This is a genomic window from Candidatus Nitrospira salsa (assembly GCF_965152625.1).
Map to the genome: position 1 here is coordinate 2,080,602 of NZ_CBCUCO010000002.1, position 20,208 is coordinate 2,100,809.

17 protein-coding genes are annotated in these 20,208 nt (G+C 44.6%); 2 read left to right on the forward strand and 15 right to left on the reverse strand.

The genetic code is table 11. The features are described from left to right. Positions 1 to 701: 701 nt before the first annotated feature. On the reverse strand, positions 702 to 2,159 hold the full coding sequence (locus ACWQXP_RS11320; RefSeq protein WP_454062927.1) for a sigma-54-dependent transcriptional regulator: 1,458 nt from the start codon (positions 2,157 to 2,159) through the stop codon (positions 702 to 704). Between the two features lie 775 nt (positions 2,160 to 2,934). Continuing rightward, on the reverse strand, positions 2,935 to 3,624 hold the full coding sequence (locus ACWQXP_RS11325) for a hypothetical protein (protein WP_454062928.1): 690 nt from the start codon (positions 3,622 to 3,624) through the stop codon (positions 2,935 to 2,937). 623 nt (positions 3,625 to 4,247) lie between these two features. Here ACWQXP_RS11325 and ACWQXP_RS11330 point away from each other — a divergent pair. Next, complete coding sequence (locus ACWQXP_RS11330) at positions 4,248 to 4,643, forward strand: hypothetical protein (RefSeq protein ID WP_454062929.1); 396 nt, start codon at positions 4,248 to 4,250, stop codon at positions 4,641 to 4,643. Between the two features lie 443 nt (positions 4,644 to 5,086). Next, complete coding sequence (locus tag ACWQXP_RS11335; RefSeq protein WP_454062930.1) at positions 5,087 to 5,377, forward strand: hypothetical protein; 291 nt, start codon at positions 5,087 to 5,089, stop codon at positions 5,375 to 5,377. Positions 5,378 to 5,997: 620 nt separating this feature from the next. Here ACWQXP_RS11335 and ACWQXP_RS11340 read toward each other — a convergent pair. The 13 genes from ACWQXP_RS11340 to ACWQXP_RS11400 form a co-directional block, all read right to left on the reverse strand. Continuing rightward, complete coding sequence (locus tag ACWQXP_RS11340) at positions 5,998 to 6,888, reverse strand: polyphosphate kinase 2 family protein (RefSeq protein WP_454062931.1); 891 nt, start codon at positions 6,886 to 6,888, stop codon at positions 5,998 to 6,000. A 228-nt stretch (positions 6,889 to 7,116) separates the two neighbouring features. Then, positions 7,117 to 8,352 (reverse strand): multiheme c-type cytochrome, encoded by a 1,236-nt coding sequence (locus tag ACWQXP_RS11345; RefSeq protein WP_454062932.1) that lies wholly within the window; start codon positions 8,350 to 8,352, stop codon positions 7,117 to 7,119. Positions 8,353 to 8,396: 44 nt separating this feature from the next. Beyond that, positions 8,397 to 9,635 carry a multiheme c-type cytochrome gene (locus ACWQXP_RS11350; RefSeq protein ID WP_454062933.1) on the reverse strand — a complete coding sequence of 413 codons (1,239 nt, stop codon included), beginning with the start codon at positions 9,633 to 9,635 and terminating at the stop codon, positions 8,397 to 8,399. Positions 9,636 to 9,741: 106 nt separating this feature from the next. Further along, the gene (locus ACWQXP_RS11355; RefSeq protein WP_454062934.1) at positions 9,742 to 10,188 is read right to left on the reverse strand and encodes a hypothetical protein; all 447 of its coding nucleotides are present in this window, start codon (positions 10,186 to 10,188) and stop codon (positions 9,742 to 9,744) included. A 90-nt stretch (positions 10,189 to 10,278) separates the two neighbouring features. Next, positions 10,279 to 11,160 carry an ethylbenzene dehydrogenase-related protein gene (locus ACWQXP_RS11360; protein WP_454062935.1) on the reverse strand — a complete coding sequence of 294 codons (882 nt, stop codon included), beginning with the start codon at positions 11,158 to 11,160 and terminating at the stop codon, positions 10,279 to 10,281. 61 nt (positions 11,161 to 11,221) lie between these two features. Next, complete coding sequence (locus ACWQXP_RS11365) at positions 11,222 to 12,475, reverse strand: hypothetical protein (RefSeq protein ID WP_454062936.1); 1,254 nt, start codon at positions 12,473 to 12,475, stop codon at positions 11,222 to 11,224. 89 nt (positions 12,476 to 12,564) lie between these two features. Further along, the gene (gene tatA / locus ACWQXP_RS11370; protein WP_454062937.1) at positions 12,565 to 12,882 is read right to left on the reverse strand and encodes a twin-arginine translocase TatA/TatE family subunit; all 318 of its coding nucleotides are present in this window, start codon (positions 12,880 to 12,882) and stop codon (positions 12,565 to 12,567) included. Positions 12,883 to 12,922: 40 nt separating this feature from the next. After that, positions 12,923 to 13,738 (reverse strand): tetratricopeptide repeat protein, encoded by an 816-nt coding sequence (locus ACWQXP_RS11375; RefSeq protein ID WP_454062938.1) that lies wholly within the window; start codon positions 13,736 to 13,738, stop codon positions 12,923 to 12,925. A gap of 14 nt (positions 13,739 to 13,752) precedes the next feature. Then, positions 13,753 to 14,877: a hypothetical protein gene (locus tag ACWQXP_RS11380; protein WP_454062939.1), complete on the reverse strand. Its 1,125-nt coding sequence runs from the start codon at positions 14,875 to 14,877 to the stop codon at positions 13,753 to 13,755. A gap of 86 nt (positions 14,878 to 14,963) precedes the next feature. After that, complete coding sequence (locus tag ACWQXP_RS11385; protein ID WP_454062940.1) at positions 14,964 to 16,739, reverse strand: B12-binding domain-containing radical SAM protein; 1,776 nt, start codon at positions 16,737 to 16,739, stop codon at positions 14,964 to 14,966. 506 nt (positions 16,740 to 17,245) lie between these two features. After that, a complete protein-coding gene (locus ACWQXP_RS11390; RefSeq protein ID WP_454062941.1) occupies positions 17,246 to 18,199 on the reverse strand; it encodes an ethylbenzene dehydrogenase-related protein in 954 nt (317 codons plus the stop codon). A 91-nt stretch (positions 18,200 to 18,290) separates the two neighbouring features. Further along, positions 18,291 to 19,247 carry a TorD/DmsD family molecular chaperone gene (locus ACWQXP_RS11395; protein ID WP_454062942.1) on the reverse strand — a complete coding sequence of 319 codons (957 nt, stop codon included), beginning with the start codon at positions 19,245 to 19,247 and terminating at the stop codon, positions 18,291 to 18,293. Positions 19,248 to 19,545: 298 nt separating this feature from the next. Beyond that, positions 19,546 to 20,172 (reverse strand): 4Fe-4S dicluster domain-containing protein, encoded by a 627-nt coding sequence (locus ACWQXP_RS11400; protein ID WP_454062943.1) that lies wholly within the window; start codon positions 20,170 to 20,172, stop codon positions 19,546 to 19,548. Positions 20,173 to 20,208 lie beyond the last annotated feature (36 nt).

The window sequence follows — 20,208 nt, forward strand, 5'->3', positions numbered from 1 at the left end:
AAGAAGTGTAAGTCAAGTTTGCAAGTAACTTTTCGAGAAGGTAGGAGAGAGAAATCATGGCTCAACAACATAGCCTTCATCTTCAGAGATAACCTTATAGCCGATTCGGTTATACCGAAACGATAACGCGCCAATTTGTACAATGTTGAGAGCCAATACGTGAGATAACACGTTAATCATTATCAAGACAGCCAAGCGGGTATAACCTTCCGAACGTTCGAAGTGAGTATTTGCGCGGGCTTGGCGATCTCAAGCCGACACCTCAGGAGCAGACCCGCGTTGAACGTCAGTTATCTATTGAGGTTACGCAGGATAACTCAACAATCGTCGCCAAGGTCACACCTTAAACTTATTTGGATTCGCCATAGTGAAAAGAAAATGAGTGAAGCTTCACGAGGGTAGGTCCTATGAGGTCGTAATCTTCAAGAGTTCTCCCGATCTGATTTCCCATACGAAACATTCAGCTTGAAGGGTGGAAACAAACCAAATACTTCAGCAACGACAATGCCAAGACCCATGGCTTTCTACTTCTGACAAAGCTCACTATCTGGCCAGTGGAGATGATACCAAGTTTTTTCGGTTCAGACGTGGGATTTAGTTGAGGCAGAGCTTCATGATAAAAGGATTCACACTAAAGCCTCGAGAGCCAGTCGTCTGGGTAGGTTCGATTTCGACCGTGGGTTTGGTCCACACATGGGATTTCACGATTTCCCAACGGCAATTAACTGATACCGTTTAATCTTGTTCGCCAGGCCAACTCGTGATAGCCCTAACTCCTTGGCTGCCTTACTTTGATTCCATCGGTGACGCGTGAGGCATTGAGTCACAATTAATGCCTCTAACCGCTCGACCTTTTCTTTGAGAGTACCAGCTTCATTGATATAGGATTGCTCTTTTATGCGGTCGTCCACCGGAAGGGCTTGCGCAATTTCTGAAGACAAATGCTCAATCGACACAAACTCGCCATTACTTGTTAAGGCGACCATCCGACGAATTTCAGTTTCTAATTCTCGAACATTGCCTGGGAAAGAATAGGCTTGCATATGTCGTATCACTTGCCCTGATATACCTGCAATTTTTCGATTGAGGGTTTCGGCATAGTTTCGAGAAAGATATTCTGCCAAAACAGGAATATCTTCCACCCGTTCCCGAAGTGGGGGAATATTGATCTCAAACCCATGAAGACGGTAGTACAAGTCCTTTCGAAATGTCCCGGCTTCTACGCGCTCTTTGATTGGGTGATTAGACGCGACCAAAATACGAACATCCGCATACCCAACCTTATCGGCACCTAAAGGTTTGATTTCTCCCTCCTGAAGAAATCGTAATAGGCTGACCTGAAACGCGGGAGAGACTTCGGAAATTTCATCAAGAAAGACCGTTCCGCCATCGGCTGCGGAAAAAAGTCCGAGTCGGTCACTAACGGCACCAGTAAAGGCTCCTCGTTTATGCCCAAATAATTCTGATTGTAATAACTCATCTGGCAAGGCGCCACAATTTTGAACTAAAAACGGAAAAGCTTTTCGTGAACCAAACCCATGTATGGCTTTGGCCATTAGTTCTTTCCCCGTTCCAGTTTCGCCTTGAATGAGAACTGGGAGATCGGTCGGTGCCGCTTTTCTTGCTAAATTACAGACATTTAACATGGCATCACTGGCGAAGACCAATTTGTCGAACTCATAGCTTTCTCGTAACAATTTTACCATGTGGTCTTTGGGGCTACGAAAAGCGTTATCCGAAAATTTGAGCTCACGACTCAAGAATCGATGACGGCGAGCCAATTCACGACTTTCCAAGGCACGATTGACTAACAGCCGCAAATGCCAAGGCGGGCAGGGTTTGGGGATGATTTGATAGACGGCTCCAGCTTTAAAGATTTCCATGACTTTCTGATCATCCCTGGATTCACTCATAAAAATACGAGTGATATCAGGGTATCGAACACGTGCTTCTTTGAAAAAACTTTCGCCACTGATATCGCCGATGTCTTCATCAAACAAAATAGCATCAATCTCGTTCAGTCTCAGCAGTTCGTAGGCCTCTTTTCCTGTCTTAGCTGACAACACTCTGTAATCTTTGGAAAGATAACTGAGGATCTCGCTTCCATTCGTAGTATTCCCTCCAACTAAGAGAAGGGTTTCTTCTTTCTTTTCAGTCACAAACATCCCTTTCAATATGAAAAGAAAGTTTACACCCCTCAAGGTCGTTTCACAAGTATTGATTATTGCCATAAAAATACGTGAGTTTCCCGACTGCAATTCATGTCGTCATCTGTATTCATTTATAATCAATTTTGACCACCGCACTATTCAGAAAATGGACGCATGAGGACTCCATATCAGCACAATTTTCAAAATGAGGTACATCTCAGCTCTTGTTGGAGCAGGTCAGTGATTTAAAACATCTGTTCCTTAATCTATATTGCTCCCTTCAATTTATGACAGCATTGTGATGGTCTAGGTAGGCAAGCCCATCATTCTGGCCAGCCTCATCGGCGCCAGCTAGACCTCCTTTTTGATAACAGAGACCTTTCTGGCAGTTGACTGACTTTTTATCGTGCTTGCTCCATTCGTATGAAAAAGTGCCAGGCCCTTAAGGGATCGACTATTGGCTTTTAATAGCCAGTTGATATTCAATCCCTCTAAGGAAATCAACTTCCGTTGCCCCTTCGTAAATAATTCCCTTGAGAACGCGGTAGAGCGCCAACTTGAAGTGAAAAAAGATAAAAGAATCTTAAAATTTATTTGATTACTCTGGAAAGCGGGTAAGGCGTAAGAGATTCAGAGAAAGGAGTTTACTAAAAGTACACAACTTCTTTGGTAAATTCCCGACTTTTCATCACACAACAGAACGTCCTAGATCGGACTTGAGAACTGAGCTGGATGAGAGGAAAGAAATGAGTTAAGAAAAGAATGTCCTGCCGCTCACTCACGACTAAAACGACTTCGTGTAGACAAAATTTTCACGAACGGCAACTTCTTCCTTTACCTGAGTCGAAGATTTACCCTGCGGTAAAGGAGGAAGATTTCCGTGAGTAGCCTTTGTCCAATCCCCTTCCTTTTGAGGATTTGCAGTATTTTTCGCGAGTGGAACCTCCTGCTTCGCGTCTACCCGCTCCACAACAGAATCCTGACCATCTTGCACTTTTCCAGTCAGATGCCTTGGCTGACAGACAACATGAAAATTTGCAGCTGGCGCAGAATTGTCAATTCTCCACAGTTCTAGTTCTGCACAATAAAAACTTACATCATGTCGAGACATCGTATTGAGCCAATTAATTGCGTTCCGGTATTCAATGGGAATGTTTGAGGCAACCCAGACTATAGAGGAAGCATTCATCTCAGCCGCACATGAAATCAACTGACCAAAATCATTATGTGTAAGATCAAGTAACTGCCCCTGAATAAATATGATATCAGCATTTTTCGCGTTTTTGGCAATCACACCGCCCTGAGGCAGGCTCACAGAATTATTCTGTTTAGTCGGAATTAGCTTAAGGTCAATACCTTCACCAATCATTTCTAGAATATCTTCTTGAATAAGCCATGATGAAAACTTCCCGAATTCTTCACCCCAAAACTCCTGAAGGTTATATCGTTGTAATTTACCAAGAGACATGGCCATAACACCCTCTATCTATTGTTGAGAATTTCACGACAAGATTTCACATAAAAAGCCTTTGCAATCAAGACAAAGCTCTCTCTTATCGACAGTTTCTTCAGAAAATTGAGTGAAAGAAACACGATGGACGATCAGAAACTTATCCGCAATACTACCAACCAACTTTGAAGTGAAAAGAAATTTAGATGAACAGTTTCTTGATCATTACACGTCTAACAAATAGGCTCTCGGATCAAAGTAGGTGGAGACGATGTGGTCTTTACGAAAAAGGATCAACGAGCAAGAAGATAACGCCATCTTCCCTTAACAGTCATACTGTCAGAAACGCTTCCTTCTCATTGACGATTCTTGGAGGAAAGTATTCTTTTTTCCATGAAAATATTGAACATAGGATGAATTTCATTATGTGAAGTCGTCAACATTTCTATCGACGTTTGATGTCCAGCACGAAAAATTCTTCCTCAGCAACTCAAGCATCTCAGGCAGATGCATCCATTGATTGTAGTACAGTGCGATCATGTCGAATTGGTGCACGAAAAATTCTTTGGCAACGCTTTTGCTCTATCAGCGGACATGACCGTTCATGGTTAAGGATTCACATGATTCACCTTCTTACGTGGAGAGTAATGATGAACAACATTCTAATCGCCAACGCCCTCGTCACAACGAATCAAACAGAAACCTCATCAACCCCTAAAGCAAACGACGGAGGAACCCATACTCGATACTTAGACAAAGATTATATTGTTCGAGCCAGAGAAGCAGAAGTAAAGCATCACCTTCACTCAATCGGTGAATTACAAAAGAAAATGGAAAAACTGGCAAATGAATTAGCGTGGGAACTTGAACAACATCATTCGAAAATTCATGAGTTGTATCAACTTGAAATACCACTTCAAGCAAATCAAAAAACCGAGTCAGTGAACATTCATCAAAGTAAAAAATCTACGGTACAACCAAAAGAGAATCAAACATTCGACCTTCCTCTTATTGGAAAATCCCTTTGCGAAACATTTGCGTAGCATATTGCGATGTCTTCTCCAGGGCACGGCCGAAGGCCGTGCCAATGGCCTACACGACACCGATGGAATCCTAAATCACGTCAAATACAGAAATGCTGACTTGCCTACCAATCCTTCAATCGAGAAATTGTTCATCATCTGCAATTGTTCTAAGACATTTCCAAAAGTGTAAAGCCTTAACTGTTTCCATAACCATTCAGACAAGTACTGAATCACTCTCGGCAGAAGATATAACGTTGGGAAACCCGATGAAATATTTATTGACCTTTCACACGAATGCTCTACAATAAAAAGAGAATTCATTTCCGTAAAACGATCGTACTCACACTCGCCCCAACGGAATGACAGGTCTATTCCTCCCCTCAGAGATCCACTGTCAATTGGCAAGAAGCCGCGAGAGAGGATCTATTCAACTCTTTACAACAACCAACAGGAGGTTCGGCATGAAATATCAGTACACAACCCTATGTGGAATTTTTGTACTTAGCTTCGTCATGGGCTGCGGGGAGGGGTCTGAAGGCCCTGGCGAAAAAGCAGGCAAGGCCGTTGATAATGCGGTAAGTAGTGCTAGCAAATCACTTAACGAGGCCGCCGAAGATACCGGCGAAATGCTAAGTGATGCAAAAGAAAGTTCCAGCGATGGTATGAACGAGATGGGAGAGGATATACAAGAAGGCTCAGAAGAAATGGCAGAAGGAGCGGAAGACATGGCCGACGAAGCCACGGGACATTAAGACCATCTAGCCGAATAAGTTACTCTGCAAGAAAGCTGATGTTCCTCGGCACGAAAGTAGCCTTGAGTCAAAACAATTAGTACATTCTACGCCTTAGGGTATGCGACACCTGGAACTCTCGCATCTGCGCTTCTCACCAGTACTGCACGAAAGGAACAAGGGATCATGCCTTCATAAAGCACGACTCCTTGTTCCCCTATCATTTCTGACAAACACCCAAACTTTTGGCAAACAACCTAATTTAAAATTTTGAAAAGAAAGGGTTAAGAAAGGCTAACTACATCTCAGACCAACACATGACGAACTGGACAACATTTCCTAAGAGACCATACCCCTCACATACTTATAAAACGATTATAGCGAATCCAATTAATTTCCAGTTGAGTGAAAAAAGGAAACCTAGACGACGGTTGCGGCAAACCTCTTCTAGGATTGAAGCAGTTGCCAATGGTGCGACCAGTTCGCCTCTGGAGGGTTGATTATAGGTCGCCTAGCAGCGTAATACTATAGCGAATATGAATACGTCCCAGTCGAGCCAGCTTGAGTCACCCAGCGTCATTACTCACATCAAACATTGAAAGTTCATTGAATCGGCTATAGGCCTCAAACATCGGAAGTTATTAAAAACGGCTATAAGCAGACTCTTGTTCAAGGAGTAAACGCATCTGTTCTAATTCCGCTTGTTCAGACTTATTGAGCTTGGGATACCGCAGGCCGAGTCGTTCAAATGTTTTCACTAAAATTTCTGCCACCGCTAACCGCATAAAAGGTTTATGATCTGCTGGGATAGCATACCACGGTGCCCAGGGACGCGAGGTGGCATTGACCGCTTGCTCGTACGCTCCCATATACTCGTTCCAATATCCACGCTCCTTGATATCACCAGAGGAAAATTTCCAGTTTTTTTCTGGAACTTCAATGCGCGAGAGAAATCGACGTTTCTGCTCTTTTTTGGAAACATTGAGCCAAAACTTTAAAATGACAGTCCCGTTTCGAGCGAGATGCTGTTCATGTTCTCGAATAGATTCAAACCGTTCCTTCCAGATAGATTTGAGATTATAGGGTTCTGAAAGCCTTTGAGATTGCAAATACTCGGGATGGACACGAACCACAAGAACTTCCTCATAGTAACTGCGATTAAAAATCCCAATCCGTCCTCGTTCAGGAAGACACCGAGTTGTACGCCAGAGGAAGTCGTGCTCCAACTCACGACTCGAAGGTTGTTTGAACGAAAACACCTGACAGCCGGCTGGATTAATTCCACTTGTCACGGCTCGAATCGTCGAATCCTTCCCTGCTGCATCCATCGCCTGAAAAATGAGAAGGATCGCATGGTGATCATGAGCGTACAGAGTCCGTTGATAGTCGCTCATCTTCTCAATAAGCTTCGTGAGATTTTTATGATACTGTTTTTTGGAAGGGACCTTCCCCTTGTGCTTCGTTGAAACTTTCTTAATTGAAAACGTTCCATCAAACGGCACAAGAAACGAACTCTCGACAGCTTCAAACATACCGTCTCCTCAGGCAAAGAGATTTGGAACACCGCTTCATAAAGGATGGAAGGGAAAGAAATAAACGTGAGGGGATCACATTTCTGCTCGAATGCTTATTAGACACAATACAATGCATGCTGTGCATTGTTATAAAGTATCTCGAGCGATTGTCAGAGAACGCAGCATCGGACGAAATCTTATAAGGAAATTCGAATTGCCTCCATCACAACTTACCTAACGGAGACATTATTTCCCAAGTGGAACATTCACTTTTTTCTTCACGACTTCGACCGTTTGGAACGCACGATCTTTCGTCCCAAGGCTTGACTCAGCTTCAACCGCTTGAACAAATTCCTCAGGCCCATGAATTGGGGCATAGGTCAACGTCACAATAACATCCATCGATGGTGCATTGGGCGGAGTTGGAAAGGTAAACGACTCTACTCGTTTTTCCTCAGGCTTAAGCAACGTGTCGCTCAAGACCTTAACCGCTTCAAAATCTAAGACGGTTTTCTTTCCATTCTTATCGCCATATACCCGTTCATAATACCGTTGATCACCATGAACTTTTCTTAAATTTTTCCCTAGTATGGTTAAGTCGACGACCACTCGATACCAACCTGGGTGAGGCATTGGAAGATTGTGTGGAACAAGACTTTGAATCGTGACATCAACGGTTGAAGTTTCTCCTTGAACCTTGGTGGTAAAGTCTAACTCAACAGCCTTGGCTCGAACTTTTCCAAACCTTCCAGGAAAACTATGATTCGCAATTTTCCGATTTCGTTCACCGTTGGCTGATTCACCAAATGCTCCTGGCATATGACATGACTGGCACGTTTTACCATCTTTTTCCGCTTTTGATTCTTTCCAGTTTCCCATCCAATCCGGTAATGGTCCCATTTGGGCTCCCTTTGGCAGCGAATCATGGCATGTCACACAGAATGCAGAACTCTTGTAGAGCTCGGAAGTCTCCGATTGGTGGGCCAAATTTTCCACTGGATTTTTATAACCACCGAATACGGTTTTTTCTAATTGATAAGATGGAAGCGGTGGATGCGTTTCTGAATTAATATCTTTAATAAGATGACACTGAGCACAACCGACCCCATCAATCTGCGGATCTTTTGACTGCACTTCATCAACAAACATCTTCGATTGATGTTTGTATTCCAAAATATGCGGAGCATGACAGCGCAGACACATTGACGGTTCTTTTTCAGGGCCGGAGGCTAAGAAACGATCTAGCGTCACACGGAATGCTGAGCTGACAATTGAACGAGACTGTGCCGAGGCTTCCCATTCTTCAAATACTCGAATATGACACCGCTTACACTTCTGGGAATGGGGAAAGGCTTTTTCTAATGGCTTTGAAGGCTTTTCAGTTCCCGCAGCAGAAACCAGAGTAGAGGGCCCACCCATCCATAACACTAACGCACTCAGAACACACAGAGTAAACCCTCGCGGCATCATGTTCCTCGTCATAAGTATCCCCTGGATAAGTTTGCCGTCAGGCAAATTATAAATGGTTATAACGTCATCGTGCGAAATGTCAGTAATCGAGTCGAAGAATAATCAATAATGACTTTTTCTGCAGCTTGTCGTTCTTTATCATTGTCCAGAGTCTTCAAATATCGATCCTTGAGGGCAGAGGATGGTTCGGGAATGAGGGCATAACTTAAGCTCGCCTCAACTAACACCGACTCTTGTCCTTCAGGTATCTGCAGAGTAAACGGCACGCGTCTCGTGATACCGCCATTGACAAATGCTTGTGGAATCGGTCCTCGGAGCAACTCCTCAAAGGTCCGTCCAAATCGCTCTTGTTTTTCATCGAGAATGTTTCCGTGCTTATCTTTGACGGTGACTTTCACGAAAAATTGCTTGAGTACAGGATCCCCTCCAGGAAACATGTGCGGCAGACTCCCATTTCTCACTAACACGGTCCCTTCCACTGACCCCTCTTTTTTGTTGGCTTCAATGTCAACCCGTGGAAACCATTCCGCTTGCAGATTTCGATTACTGAGCATAATGCCGGGAATGACAATGCCTTGAAACCAATGGCGCCCAATCGGCCTTGTTAACGACCCTCGCTTAGAAGTTGAACTTCCCGTAGACCGTTCCATATGACAATCTTGGCAAATCGTTCCCTTAAGAATTTCTCCAGGAAGATCCGATCGAGTCACATCTTTTACCTTACTAAAATGGCAAGCCGTGCAAAATTTTGCTTCCTTATAAATGTCCGCTTGCTGTGAGGAGTGAACGAGATTTTCCTCAGGTTCAGCGTAGGGGCCATAAAATTGTTGATCAGCATTGATCTTAAACGTCGGGTACACCTTGTCATTCTCTTGAATATCATTAATCAAATGGCAGGAGGAACAGCTAATCCCTTCAACGGTCACATGCTTTCCTCCAGCCATGACCTGCTGGATAATCCGATCGGCATGCTGCGGAAAAACAGTGACCGCGGGAGCATGACAAGCCAAACAATCGGCACGTTCCTGTTGAGTCGGTTCTGTTTGTAACCACAGACCAAGGACGGTTTTAAATACATGAGACTTTAGTGCTGTACCGTGTAGTAACGCGCCATCGACTCGACCAAAGGTCTTCAGGTCAGGAGTTTGTTCGCGCATGCCTTTCCATTCTTCATAATGACGATCATGGCATTGCTTGCACTGTTCAGAAGGAACAAACACTTTCGTAATTTCTTTAATCCATGATGTTTCTTTTTCAGAATCCGAGGCTTCTTGGGCTAAGGCCACTGGACTCATACCATCGTGCCAAAAGAAGCTCAGCCCTAATAGGAGACTAACTCCTATTACCAGGCTCAGCTTTATAGTTCCTCTGGATGTGATACAAGACATAATATGCGAGCAATTAATCCTGCTTAATACGCACAAAATGAAAATTGAGACCGCCAGTGACACCCTGATCACTTGGATCGGATGGCTCGTAAGTCGCTACAGTAAAATTCTGAATGGGAAGTGTCGCTTCAAGAGCAACCCCTAAATCTATAAGGGTCTTGATTTCGAACCGATCAACTTCTTTAATAATCGCCTTAACTTTTACCCCCGCTAAATCAGCTGGGGTCCCACCAATCACGGCAAAAACAACAACCCCTTCTGCACGAGTTAAGCCGAGAAATTCTTGAATTTCTTCGTCAACTTCTCCAACATCCACGCCAAACTGCTCGGCAAGCTCCAAGGCCCGCTCTTCCGTCATTTCTCCATTAGAACTTTGCGCATCAACGCGAGAAGGATTGGCTATAACACTCACCAATGAACAGAAAGAGACCAAAAACACAACTTGTGTCATGATTCGCATTGCGTAGCACATTTGACAAGATACAGATTGAGACGAAATTTTATGCATCACCAATTCAACCATAGCATCGCATCACGATCAAACATGTGCTTATGAAGATTGTACAATGGGATCGATAAGCAGTTGCATCCACGAGGCTACAGCTTTTTGTCCATTTCGCTCTTTATTTTCTCCATTCCATATGGCAAATGCGACAGCTTGCAACCGTCCAGCTTGAAGTAAGGCTTCATTTTCCAAATCATCGCCAGGAGCCGTGAGTGGCCGCTTCATGACCACACGCCAAAACCCACGTTTCCATTCTGCTTGCCCTTTGATTCGTCCTTGCCGCTTTTTGCTGGTTAAAGTGCTGAACCCTCCACCAATCAAGTCTTCCACCGAAGATGGTCGACGTGGAATCACTTCAAATCGACGAATCCCACCACGCTTTTTTCCTTTTTTCTTTGTCCGTGCCGCACGTCGGTCGACATCGCTTTGCCAATCGGCTTTCCAGTGCCAGATATTCAGATAATGATCAAGTTGTCCCATGCAAAAAAATGCTGGAGCATTTCCAAGAGGGAGCGCAATGGCCGCACCATCTCGAAAAACTCCTGGGGTCAGTCGTTCGTTTTTAGTGGCATCCTGCCACTCCAACAGAAACGCCACTTCTTTCCCATTATGAATTGAGCGAATCGATAAGGCCGTCGCACTAGGCTCCGGCCAAACAGGGCGGGTGATGACTTGTCCACTTAAGGGAACCGGCAAAGCAGCAATGGATTCCCAAGCCGGGTCACTGGGATGAGAAGGCGTATCGCCTGTGGCAAAGTGGGATCGAATGACGATTCCATGAGAACTAACCGTCGTGACTTGAAACCATGTTAAAGCAATTGCCGCTGTAACAACTAACGCTCCGGCTAACACAAGTCGTCGAGGGACACGCCTCAGTCCAGGCTTGTGACAATGCGCGAGATCTTGCTCACCCGATAGTGCAGCCATTTCCACCTTTACCGTACGTTCAATACGCGATTGACCATCAACGACGCCGGCCGATAAACGATTAAGCAATCTTCAGACGACGAATCTTATTTTCGTTCCGTTCACAGATGTAGAGGAATCCTTGCGAGTCCAATGCTAGACCAGCCGGTGAATTGACAACCGCCTCAACAGCCAATCGGCCATCTCCGTGCTTGAGCATCGTCGCGTCTTCTTTAGCCACAAATCGAGCAGCCCCACACCCTCCCATATTTTTGTCGTCATATCCACTATCACCATTTCCGGCGATTGTGGTAATGATCCCAGTCGTGGCATCAACTTTTCTCACACGATGGTTCATTGAGTCTGCAATATACACATGCCCATCATCATCAGCCACCGCCCCTTCTGGCACGTTGAGCATCGACTTCACAGCTAATTTATCATCGCCGTCATATCCAAACCGACAAACACCAGCGATTGTCGAAACCACGCCGGTCGTCTGATCCAGCCTGCGAATCCGGTTGGTGCCTTTATCGGTGATTAAGAGATCGCCATTTTTAAAGACGTCTAAACTCACCAGATCATAAAACCGGCATTCCAAGCCAGGCTTTCCATCATCCAAATACGGAGACATGTCCAGACCATCCGAACATTGAGGACGGAGCCAGCCTTGATCATCACTAAAATCGATTCCAATGGCATCACCGGAGAGCACAATGAGATTTTGGGCCGTTAAGGGACTGACTCGCTCGTCATCTTCATTGGTCCAAGATCCGGCTATCGTCGTGAGAAGGCCTGTACGAGGGTCATATTTACGTATACGATGCGCCTGTGTATCCGCGATATATAAATTGTCGTCCGGATCAAATGCAATGGAGGCAGGATAGGTTAAATTCACTTCTAAGGCAGGGCCGTCTCCATTAAATCCCCATTGTCCCGTACCAACGACGGTTGTAATAATCCCGGTCTCCCGATCAACCTTGCGAATTCGACTACTTCCCGAATCACAGATATAGATGTTGTTTTCAGAATCACTCGCAACATCCAACGGTAAATACAAGCCTGCCTCTCCACATGGCCCATAATCACCGCTGTAACACGTCTCTCCATTTCCAGAAAAATTATGGAGTCGCCCAGACTCGAAATCAATTCGACGGACTCGATCAGATCCACATTCCGCAATGTATAAATATCGTTCTTCTCGATCGAGAGTGACATGATTTGGAAGGGGAATTCCAGCTTTAATGGCGCGTTTGCCATCGCCTGTACTTCGAGACTTGCCATTACCGGCAAAGGTCTCAATGACGCCGACTTCAACTAATGTTTCGGTACTCATCGTCCACACCTCATACTCACTCGACTATCAATTAATATATTCACGATCGCGATAATAACCTGATCACCATTTCGTCTACGCATTAATGGTTAAGCCTTGGAAGCCGAAACGGGTTGAGGGCTAGGAGGACTGTCCATTGCCGCAACGGTTGGTGGCGGCGGAGGAGCTGTGGCAACCGATTCTTGTTGAGGAATTTGTGCAGGCGCGGGCGCTTCTGTTGTTGCAGCGTTCTGCGCGGCTTCTTGAGCTTCAGCATCCATGGCTTCAACCTCATGAATTGACTTCTTAAATCCTTTGATCGCTTTACCGACCCCTTCTCCTAACTGTGGCAACTTTCCTGCCCCGAAAATTATTAAGACAATGGTCAAAATTAAGATCAGCTCTGTAAACCCAATGCTTCCAAACATAATGAGACTCCTCTCTGCAGCAATGAATTTTTGCTTCCGGCTAGGTGGCTTTTCCCTGTTCCCGGGTGCGTTTGGAAAAGCGCTCCTTTAACCGTTTTCTGGTTTCTTCGGCTTGTTCAAACATTTGACATTTTTCATACGTGTTAATCAAATTGTAGTAAGCCAACGGTTCATCTGGATTATTTTCGACGGCTTCCTCCATCACGTTCATCGCCAAGTCTGGCTTCTTTAAATTGAGTGCCATTTCCATGAGCTTATAGCTACATTCCAGATGATTGGGGTCAAATTCGAGAACTTTCATGTAGGCTTGCATGGCCATATCAAGCGTGTTGAGGTCAGAGACCTGTGGATTATCTAATTGTTCATACACATTTGCCAGATTATACCATGCAATAGGATCCTCCGGCGTCAGCTCTATAAGCCGTTCAAAATAGTCTTTCGCCTCTCGATACTTTCCTTTTTCACTGTTCAACCGGCCTAAATTAAACAAGGCCAGCACATCGTATTTATTCAGCTCAAGAGCACGTTCAAATTGGCTAGAGGCATCATCAGCCATCCCCTTGGTCCCATAGATCGTCCCAAGATTCGAATAATACATGGCTAAAGATCGATCCATTTCCACCTTTAACCCCTCAGCCATTTCGATGGATTTTTTAACTTCTGTTAAGGCTTCATCCAAGCGCCCTTTGTTAAAGTACAGCTCCCCAAGTCGACAACGTGCTTGAAAATCATCCGGTTCTTCAGTGAGAAGTTTTTCAATTTCAACAATTTCTTCATCTGGGTTGAGCGGTTGGTCTTCTACGCTATCCTCAGGAGTCAACTCTTCTGTTTGGGTGAGCGTATTCTGTTCTTCCATAGTTCTGCTCTCTCTTATGGTGTCTGCCCATACACGGGCGTCACAGGTTGATAAACCATCTTTTCATGAATCTTGCCACGAAGCTTTCCGAGTGTTCCTCGTTTATCGATCGTTAATAGGAGCAATCCTAATACGACCATCAACGTCAAATGCGACAATTGCAGGGCATAACCTGCCATAAACATCAGTCCCAATCCATAACCCGCCAGCCTTCCAATCATGACTAATTTAATGACGGTGTAGGACCAGCAAATAAACCCAGCCATGTAAAAGGCAAAGGGAAGGTAGAACGTGTACCCCATCCCCATTTGAAAAATCCACCCAACACCCTCTCCAGCTTTTCGAAGATCTTCAGCAGCCGCAAGGCTATAGAGGGAAACAAAGTAATCCATAAAGAGTAGGAGGAAAAAAATCACCCCTCCACTCACGAGCAGGGTCAATCCCCATTTTCGTTGTTGCTTATTTTTTGTCAAAAACGAGGTACTTCCATAAGCCCAAAACACGAGGATGCTGGATAACACCATCAGCGCCTCACCCAGTCGATTGACTTCATGCACGAGCGGCGGAGCGGTGACAAGACCAAGCAGACCGTAACTGGTCGTCATGGTTTGGTAATAAATCCACCCACATATGCCAAGGAAAAAACAACCAACCGCAATACGTTGCATCAGCAACTTGTTCGATATGAAATATTCCAGCATAAGAAAGACAAGAAGCGCCAAGGAAATGACGTTATAGACAATGGAGCCCAACATCGCTGGAGGGAAAAGAAGATAGCCAATCGTCACCATGACCAGAAGACAGAGTAACGGAATGACCACCTTGTCATAGGTGCCTTTCCATAGAGTCGATGTCATTTTTTGATAGACCAAAATGAAAATGAGAAGAAAGGCCAAAATTGAGGTGACATTCAACAGCATAAAACCTAACGACGAAAGTCCCGTAAACGCAATGCGGACTGCCTCATATTTTTCAGCGAGTTTGCTGATATGCATACCCAAACGAGAGACAAGTCGATACAGCACCAGCTCCATAAATGCGGCAATAAGAAGGCATTTCAACGAATACTCGAAGAGGATCCCTTGCTCATTCGCTTTTTCAGATAGAGTCGTGGAGGTTCCCATAACCAATCTGTTCATTGCTCCTTAGGAAGTTGAATGTAAGTACATATCTCATGATTGTTTTGTCAGTGCGTATTCGTTATTCGAAACGCCAGACTCACACCTTACGATACGCCCGTATGCTCAAGAACCTTTTGCTTGTTTCGTCGAGCAATGTAAAGCAACCCATCCCCCATCGAGTAATTGAAGGGGAGTTCGCAAACAACTTCACTAATTTTTTCATACACATGCTGATAGACTTTTTCGCACTGCTCCGGCGTCATGCCTTCTTTCACTTCATAAAAGAACCCCAAGCTCAAATCTTCTGCTGCAGGCCGCATAATACGTTGAATGCCGTATCCACCAGGGTCATTCATGATTGGGGCTTCTTTTTCTAAGTCAAACAAGCAAGGCTGGCAGGAGAACCCATACGAGGAATTCAGGGAGTGGTTATTCACGACAAAGTTCATCGTTTCAAGAGCTTCTTCCTCAGTTTCAGTTGGGAATCCCACAATGACATAACAATGCACAGCTATTCCCAGGTCAACACAGTCAGAACAAATACGATCCACGCTCGCTTGCGTGATACCCTTCACCATAAAATCCATCATCCTGGCATTATAAGTCTCCAGCCCAAATACAATCTTCTGACAACCCGCGTCCTTCATCAAGGAAAGTAATTCTCGAGAGAGGTTTTTTTCAAAACGAAGCTCCGCAGTCCACTGCAAATCGAGACCACGATTAATCATTTCCTTACAGAGACGCCGAGTAGGCGATAAGGCTAAACATTCGTCTGTGAAGAAAAAATAGGGTGTCTGATAATTCTTGGCAAGATATTCAAGTTCATCAACAACTTTGACAGGGTCTTTCTGTCGAAAGTTTTGATGATCGAGAGTTAAGGCACAAAAGGCACAATCTTTATAGTAACAACCTCTAGAAAATTGAACGGGTAATACCGTATGAGGGGCCAGGTATTTATCCAATGGAAATCCATCATAATTTGGCGCCGAGTGTTGTGCTAAATTTTCTGAATAAAACGGTTGATTTACAGTAATTTTCCCATCTTGACGATAAATAAGATTAGGAACTTTACGGAAATCTTTTTTGCCCTCAAGTTGATTAATTAATTCTAAAAAGGCTGTTTCGCCTTCAAAGACAATAAAGTCGTCCGTCACTTCAAAGAGTCGTTCACAACGACGCAAATTATCAACCAACCGAGTAAAAATACTCCCGCCAACTGTGACATGTATATCTGGATTCGCCTCCTTAATGAGTCGACACAAGGTCAATCCAGGAATGATTTGTGAAGTCGCCGTAATGGAGACACCAATTAGTCCAGGACCATCCTCCATAATCGAAGGCAAAAAGTAGTTCCGATACAAGTCTATGTAAGGGTTTTGCGTTTCATCACGAATCGCTTTCATAATATCTCGCGATGAATATATGGAGTAAGACAATTGATTATCAACAACGGTGATTCGAGTTGGGAAATATAGCGATGAGACCACTTCAAGCCATCGATCAATTAAGAAAAGACATTCACGGTAACGATCAAGATCAAAAAACTCTTGGCCTCGCAAAGAATCCTTGGCCGGTTCAATTTGATCAATGAGATAAGGGAAACGGTCCAACGCTTCTAGGACTCTTGCATAATGCTCTCGACTTCCAGGACCCTCATCACCACTCATCGAATGCTCTAATTGTTTTCCGAGATCTATTAGTTTTTGATACACTTCCAACCCATACGTCTTTGTCAGAATGGTATCGAGAATTTCAATATTCAGGTCTCGCTGCGACTTATCAGAGATACCGGCTTGATCTAAAAATGCAGTCAAACATGGAAGACTTAAGTACGGTTGAGAGGGATGCCAACTTGGAGGGAAAAGTAGAGAAACTTTCACGATATTTTCTCCAGATCAATACTCATGAGTTGTGAATTCTTTTCAATAGATAAAGACTTACACCCAATTTTCTTATACATGTCACACAAGCATGATTGCAACTATTGGCTTAGCGCAGTTCCCTGGGTAACTAGAGAGCCCAATGCCCTACCCTACCACGAGAGCAATGAGAAAGGTAAATGATAAAAAATATATACAACTAAAGTAAATTATTTACGCAGCGCATAGTTTTTACTACGTCTAAGGTTTAGATGATTTTTTTAAAACTGAAAAAATTTATTATAGGGAATCCAATTAATTTCCAATTGAATATTCGAGGATGAACCGCGTAATAGTACTCCTCAAACATCGGATGTTATTTAAAACGGCTATAACTCTAATATGCAGGATGAAAAAAACCTCAGGCAACCCACACCACCGTGCAAGTCACCTGAGGTCTATTTCTAAGGCACACTAATATTCTTTAGTCTTACTACACGTAAGACCTCATGAATACGAAAAAGGCTTTATGGCATCTTGGCGGTAAACCAAGTAGAAATGCCCTTCATGCCATTTCGTTCGACATTCGAGCCATCCCACACCGCAAAGGCGATGGGTAAACTCGACCCGGCTTTGAACTGCACATCGTTCGGGTCATTCGTCGTCAGGCTCCGCTTCATGACCACCCGCCAGGTCGGCCCGGAACAGCAGCCTCCCTTTAAGGCCCCATACGGCTCCCACAGCCCGTTCCCGATCACATCCTGCGAGGCTTGCGTCGTTAACGTGCTAAACCCATTCGCATTCAAGTCTTCCACGGAACTCTTCCGCAGCGTTGGGTCCGACATAATGTTCCCCGACCAGATGCCAGGATTGAAGGGCCCTAAGCTCCGACCAATACGGTCTGGATAGGTCACGCCCCCCGCCGGCTCTTCATAGTAAAAGTCCCAGGCAATGGAGGGATACTGATTGTCCACATCCCACATGCCAGCCACGCCGGCTCCCAGGTCCCGTTGCCACTCCGCATTCCACCGCCAAATGTTCACCGTGCCGCCCGATTGTCCCATACATTGGAACGGAGGCGCCCCGGAGGTTTGAACAGGGAATTGTACGGCCACTTGATCCCGAAAATCTTGAGGGCCAATGGTCGTATTGTTCAAGGTTTGATCACCCCAGTTCGCCCAGATTCCGATCTCTTTGCCGTTGCTGGCCATTTTGACCATGACGGTTTTAACCGAAATGTTGGGATGCATGGGGGTTGTAATGGTTTGCCCACTCAATGGCACCACAATCCCAGGCACGGATTCCCAAACCGGGTTGGCGGCATCCATAGGAATGGGGCCTTTGATCGCCCCGACCGGTATCGTCACAGGTTGGGAGACCGCTAAGGGTATTTGCCCTAACGTCAATAACCCACCCACCACGACGGCCGAGAGAAGAACGCCAAACACGAACCGATTGTTACGCGTCTGCACCACTCTCATAATGACGCATCCTCCTTTGATAAAAGATTAAAATCGAAAGGACTGCTCACTAACAAAATCTCGAGAAACGAAGAACACATAAGACTCTACACTACTCCTTTTCTGAATCGCCTACACCTTTTGTTTCTTTATCAAGATAGGACTGAGCCCCAACCTCATTCATTAAGAGATCAAGCTCGTTACCCTGATCTTGAGCTCCACATTCAAATGTTTGTCCTTCAGGACTTGTATAGTTTGCCGGACGATAGTCTGTCTCTGAATAAGGTTGTGGAGTGACATCCAAATAATCTACTTCAAAAGCAACCCAGTCAGACGTAAAGTCAGCTAGTGCCTTATAGAAACCAAAATCAGCTTTTCTTTTTAACATGCCCGAGAACAAAGGTACCCATCGACCCACATGCTCTTTCACAAATCTTTTCTCTGCATCTACAACCATTTTGAGTTTTTCAGGTCCATCATGAATAAGAGCATAGGACTCTTTGTAGGCAAGGTAATGGATAAATTCAAGTTCAACACTTAGATGATCAATTCGTTCATGAATGTCACTGGAAAGTTGAAGACCAAATGCACTGTAGTACCCTGCGATGTCTCCCATCGTGTAGGATTGACCAAAAACATGATCATTTCCAAAAAGCGTCTCATAAGGAGGACAGTCTAATGATATAACATTACTAAATACACGACGGTGATCATCTCGAAGGTCCTGTAAATTCCAACTCGATCCTTCAGAGCTAACCCACTCTTCAATGTTATCAAGATGCTGAGAGATAGCCTGAAGCCTTTCTTTCGCCTCTGGTCCACCTTTACCTTCTAAAGACTTGTTCAAATTCTCTAATGCCGCCCTTCCATCTTCCACAAATTCACCACTTTGAAGATATTCTAAAAATTCATCATCTTCGGGGTAGAGGTAACTCCAGGAAAGGAGGAGGTATAGTTTACTTCTGGCTAAGGCACGCTCTACGGAAGGAGCATCTTTGGGAGAAATTTTGACAGCAGAGGCAACAGCCGTTCCACCTGTGCCATTACTATGTTCTTTTGTAAGTCCCATATTAGTCCACCATTACCATTTATTTGTCAGTCATGGCCAAATTACACTAGCTTCATTTTTTGTAAAACATTTGACCGGAAAAGACAAATCATTGGCTACAATTTTCCCATGTAGAGGGGCATGATGATAGGATAACTGGCAATCGAAGTCAAGCGGTAATTCGCCATCTTCACTAGCTCAATAAAATTGCCATTCAAATCCCCATCGTTAATGGTACAACAGTTCATCTGACTCCTAAACACCTACAAACACGGACACGCAAAACACTCAATGGACACCTCCTTTCACCGCCACACAGTTAACGCAACAGCATTCGAGCCGGCACAACTTTTATAGCCACTCGGTCATTGACAGCCTTACAAATCTGTTGACAAATACCGCACCCGACACAATGACCATCAAGAACTGAAATTTGAAACATCGAAAAGTTCATATCAATCGCCTGTTGAGGACATTTAGACACACAAGCATTACAACCGTGAGCTGCCGTACATTCTTGGGAAGACAACTTTGCAATTCCCATATCTACATCCGCGACCTGGGAAACAGGTAACAATGCCTCCGTCTCACAGGCATCAATGCAAGGGAAATCTTCACATAGTTGACAAGGACTTTCCTCTGGAAGAATTACTGGAGTCTGGTCTATACGATGACTACGAATAGCATCAAACGGACAGGCGGTCACACAATCACCACACTTCGTGCATCGGTCAAGAAAGTCAGCTTCTTCAACAGCACCTGGAGGACGTAACCAGTCTGTTCGCTCTGTAATCGTTGCCGCCTTTTTTGCTTCAACTGGAGCATCACTATGCTTGATATATTCCTGAACGGTCACACCTAGTGACACAACCGATTGACGGATAAAGTTCCGTCGTCCTAATGAAGCACCATCAGGCGACTGTTGTTGATGAGAAGATTCTGCCATTGCGTTCTATATCCTACGTTACGTTACAGAACACCA

What these genes read in the sequence shown, in the direction of transcription:
- ACWQXP_RS11365 (WP_454062936.1), bottom strand. Translation starts at nt 12,475, where the DNA reads ATGAGTACCGAAACATTAGTTGAAGTCGGCGTCATTGAGACCTTTGCC.
- ACWQXP_RS11330 (WP_454062929.1), top strand. Translation starts at nt 4,248, where the DNA reads ATGATGAACAACATTCTAATCGCCAACGCCCTCGTCACAACGAATCAA.
- ACWQXP_RS11325 (WP_454062928.1), bottom strand. Translation starts at nt 3,624, where the DNA reads ATGGCCATGTCTCTTGGTAAATTACAACGATATAACCTTCAGGAGTTT.
- ACWQXP_RS11360 (WP_454062935.1), bottom strand. Translation starts at nt 11,160, where the DNA reads ATGGCTGCACTATCGGGTGAGCAAGATCTCGCGCATTGTCACAAGCCT.
- ACWQXP_RS11355 (WP_454062934.1), bottom strand. Translation starts at nt 10,188, where the DNA reads ATGCGAATCATGACACAAGTTGTGTTTTTGGTCTCTTTCTGTTCATTG.
- ACWQXP_RS11400 (WP_454062943.1), bottom strand. Translation starts at nt 20,172, where the DNA reads ATGGCAGAATCTTCTCATCAACAACAGTCGCCTGATGGTGCTTCATTA.
- ACWQXP_RS11375 (WP_454062938.1), bottom strand. Translation starts at nt 13,738, where the DNA reads ATGGAAGAACAGAATACGCTCACCCAAACAGAAGAGTTGACTCCTGAG.
- ACWQXP_RS11345 (WP_454062932.1), bottom strand. Translation starts at nt 8,352, where the DNA reads ATGACGAGGAACATGATGCCGCGAGGGTTTACTCTGTGTGTTCTGAGT.
- ACWQXP_RS11350 (WP_454062933.1), bottom strand. Translation starts at nt 9,635, where the DNA reads ATGAGTCCAGTGGCCTTAGCCCAAGAAGCCTCGGATTCTGAAAAAGAA.
- tatA (WP_454062937.1), bottom strand. Translation starts at nt 12,882, where the DNA reads ATGTTTGGAAGCATTGGGTTTACAGAGCTGATCTTAATTTTGACCATT.
- ACWQXP_RS11390 (WP_454062941.1), bottom strand. Translation starts at nt 18,199, where the DNA reads ATGAGAGTGGTGCAGACGCGTAACAATCGGTTCGTGTTTGGCGTTCTT.
- ACWQXP_RS11380 (WP_454062939.1), bottom strand. Translation starts at nt 14,877, where the DNA reads ATGAACAGATTGGTTATGGGAACCTCCACGACTCTATCTGAAAAAGCG.
- ACWQXP_RS11335 (WP_454062930.1), top strand. Translation starts at nt 5,087, where the DNA reads ATGAAATATCAGTACACAACCCTATGTGGAATTTTTGTACTTAGCTTC.
- ACWQXP_RS11395 (WP_454062942.1), bottom strand. Translation starts at nt 19,247, where the DNA reads ATGGGACTTACAAAAGAACATAGTAATGGCACAGGTGGAACGGCTGTT.
- ACWQXP_RS11340 (WP_454062931.1), bottom strand. Translation starts at nt 6,888, where the DNA reads ATGTTTGAAGCTGTCGAGAGTTCGTTTCTTGTGCCGTTTGATGGAACG.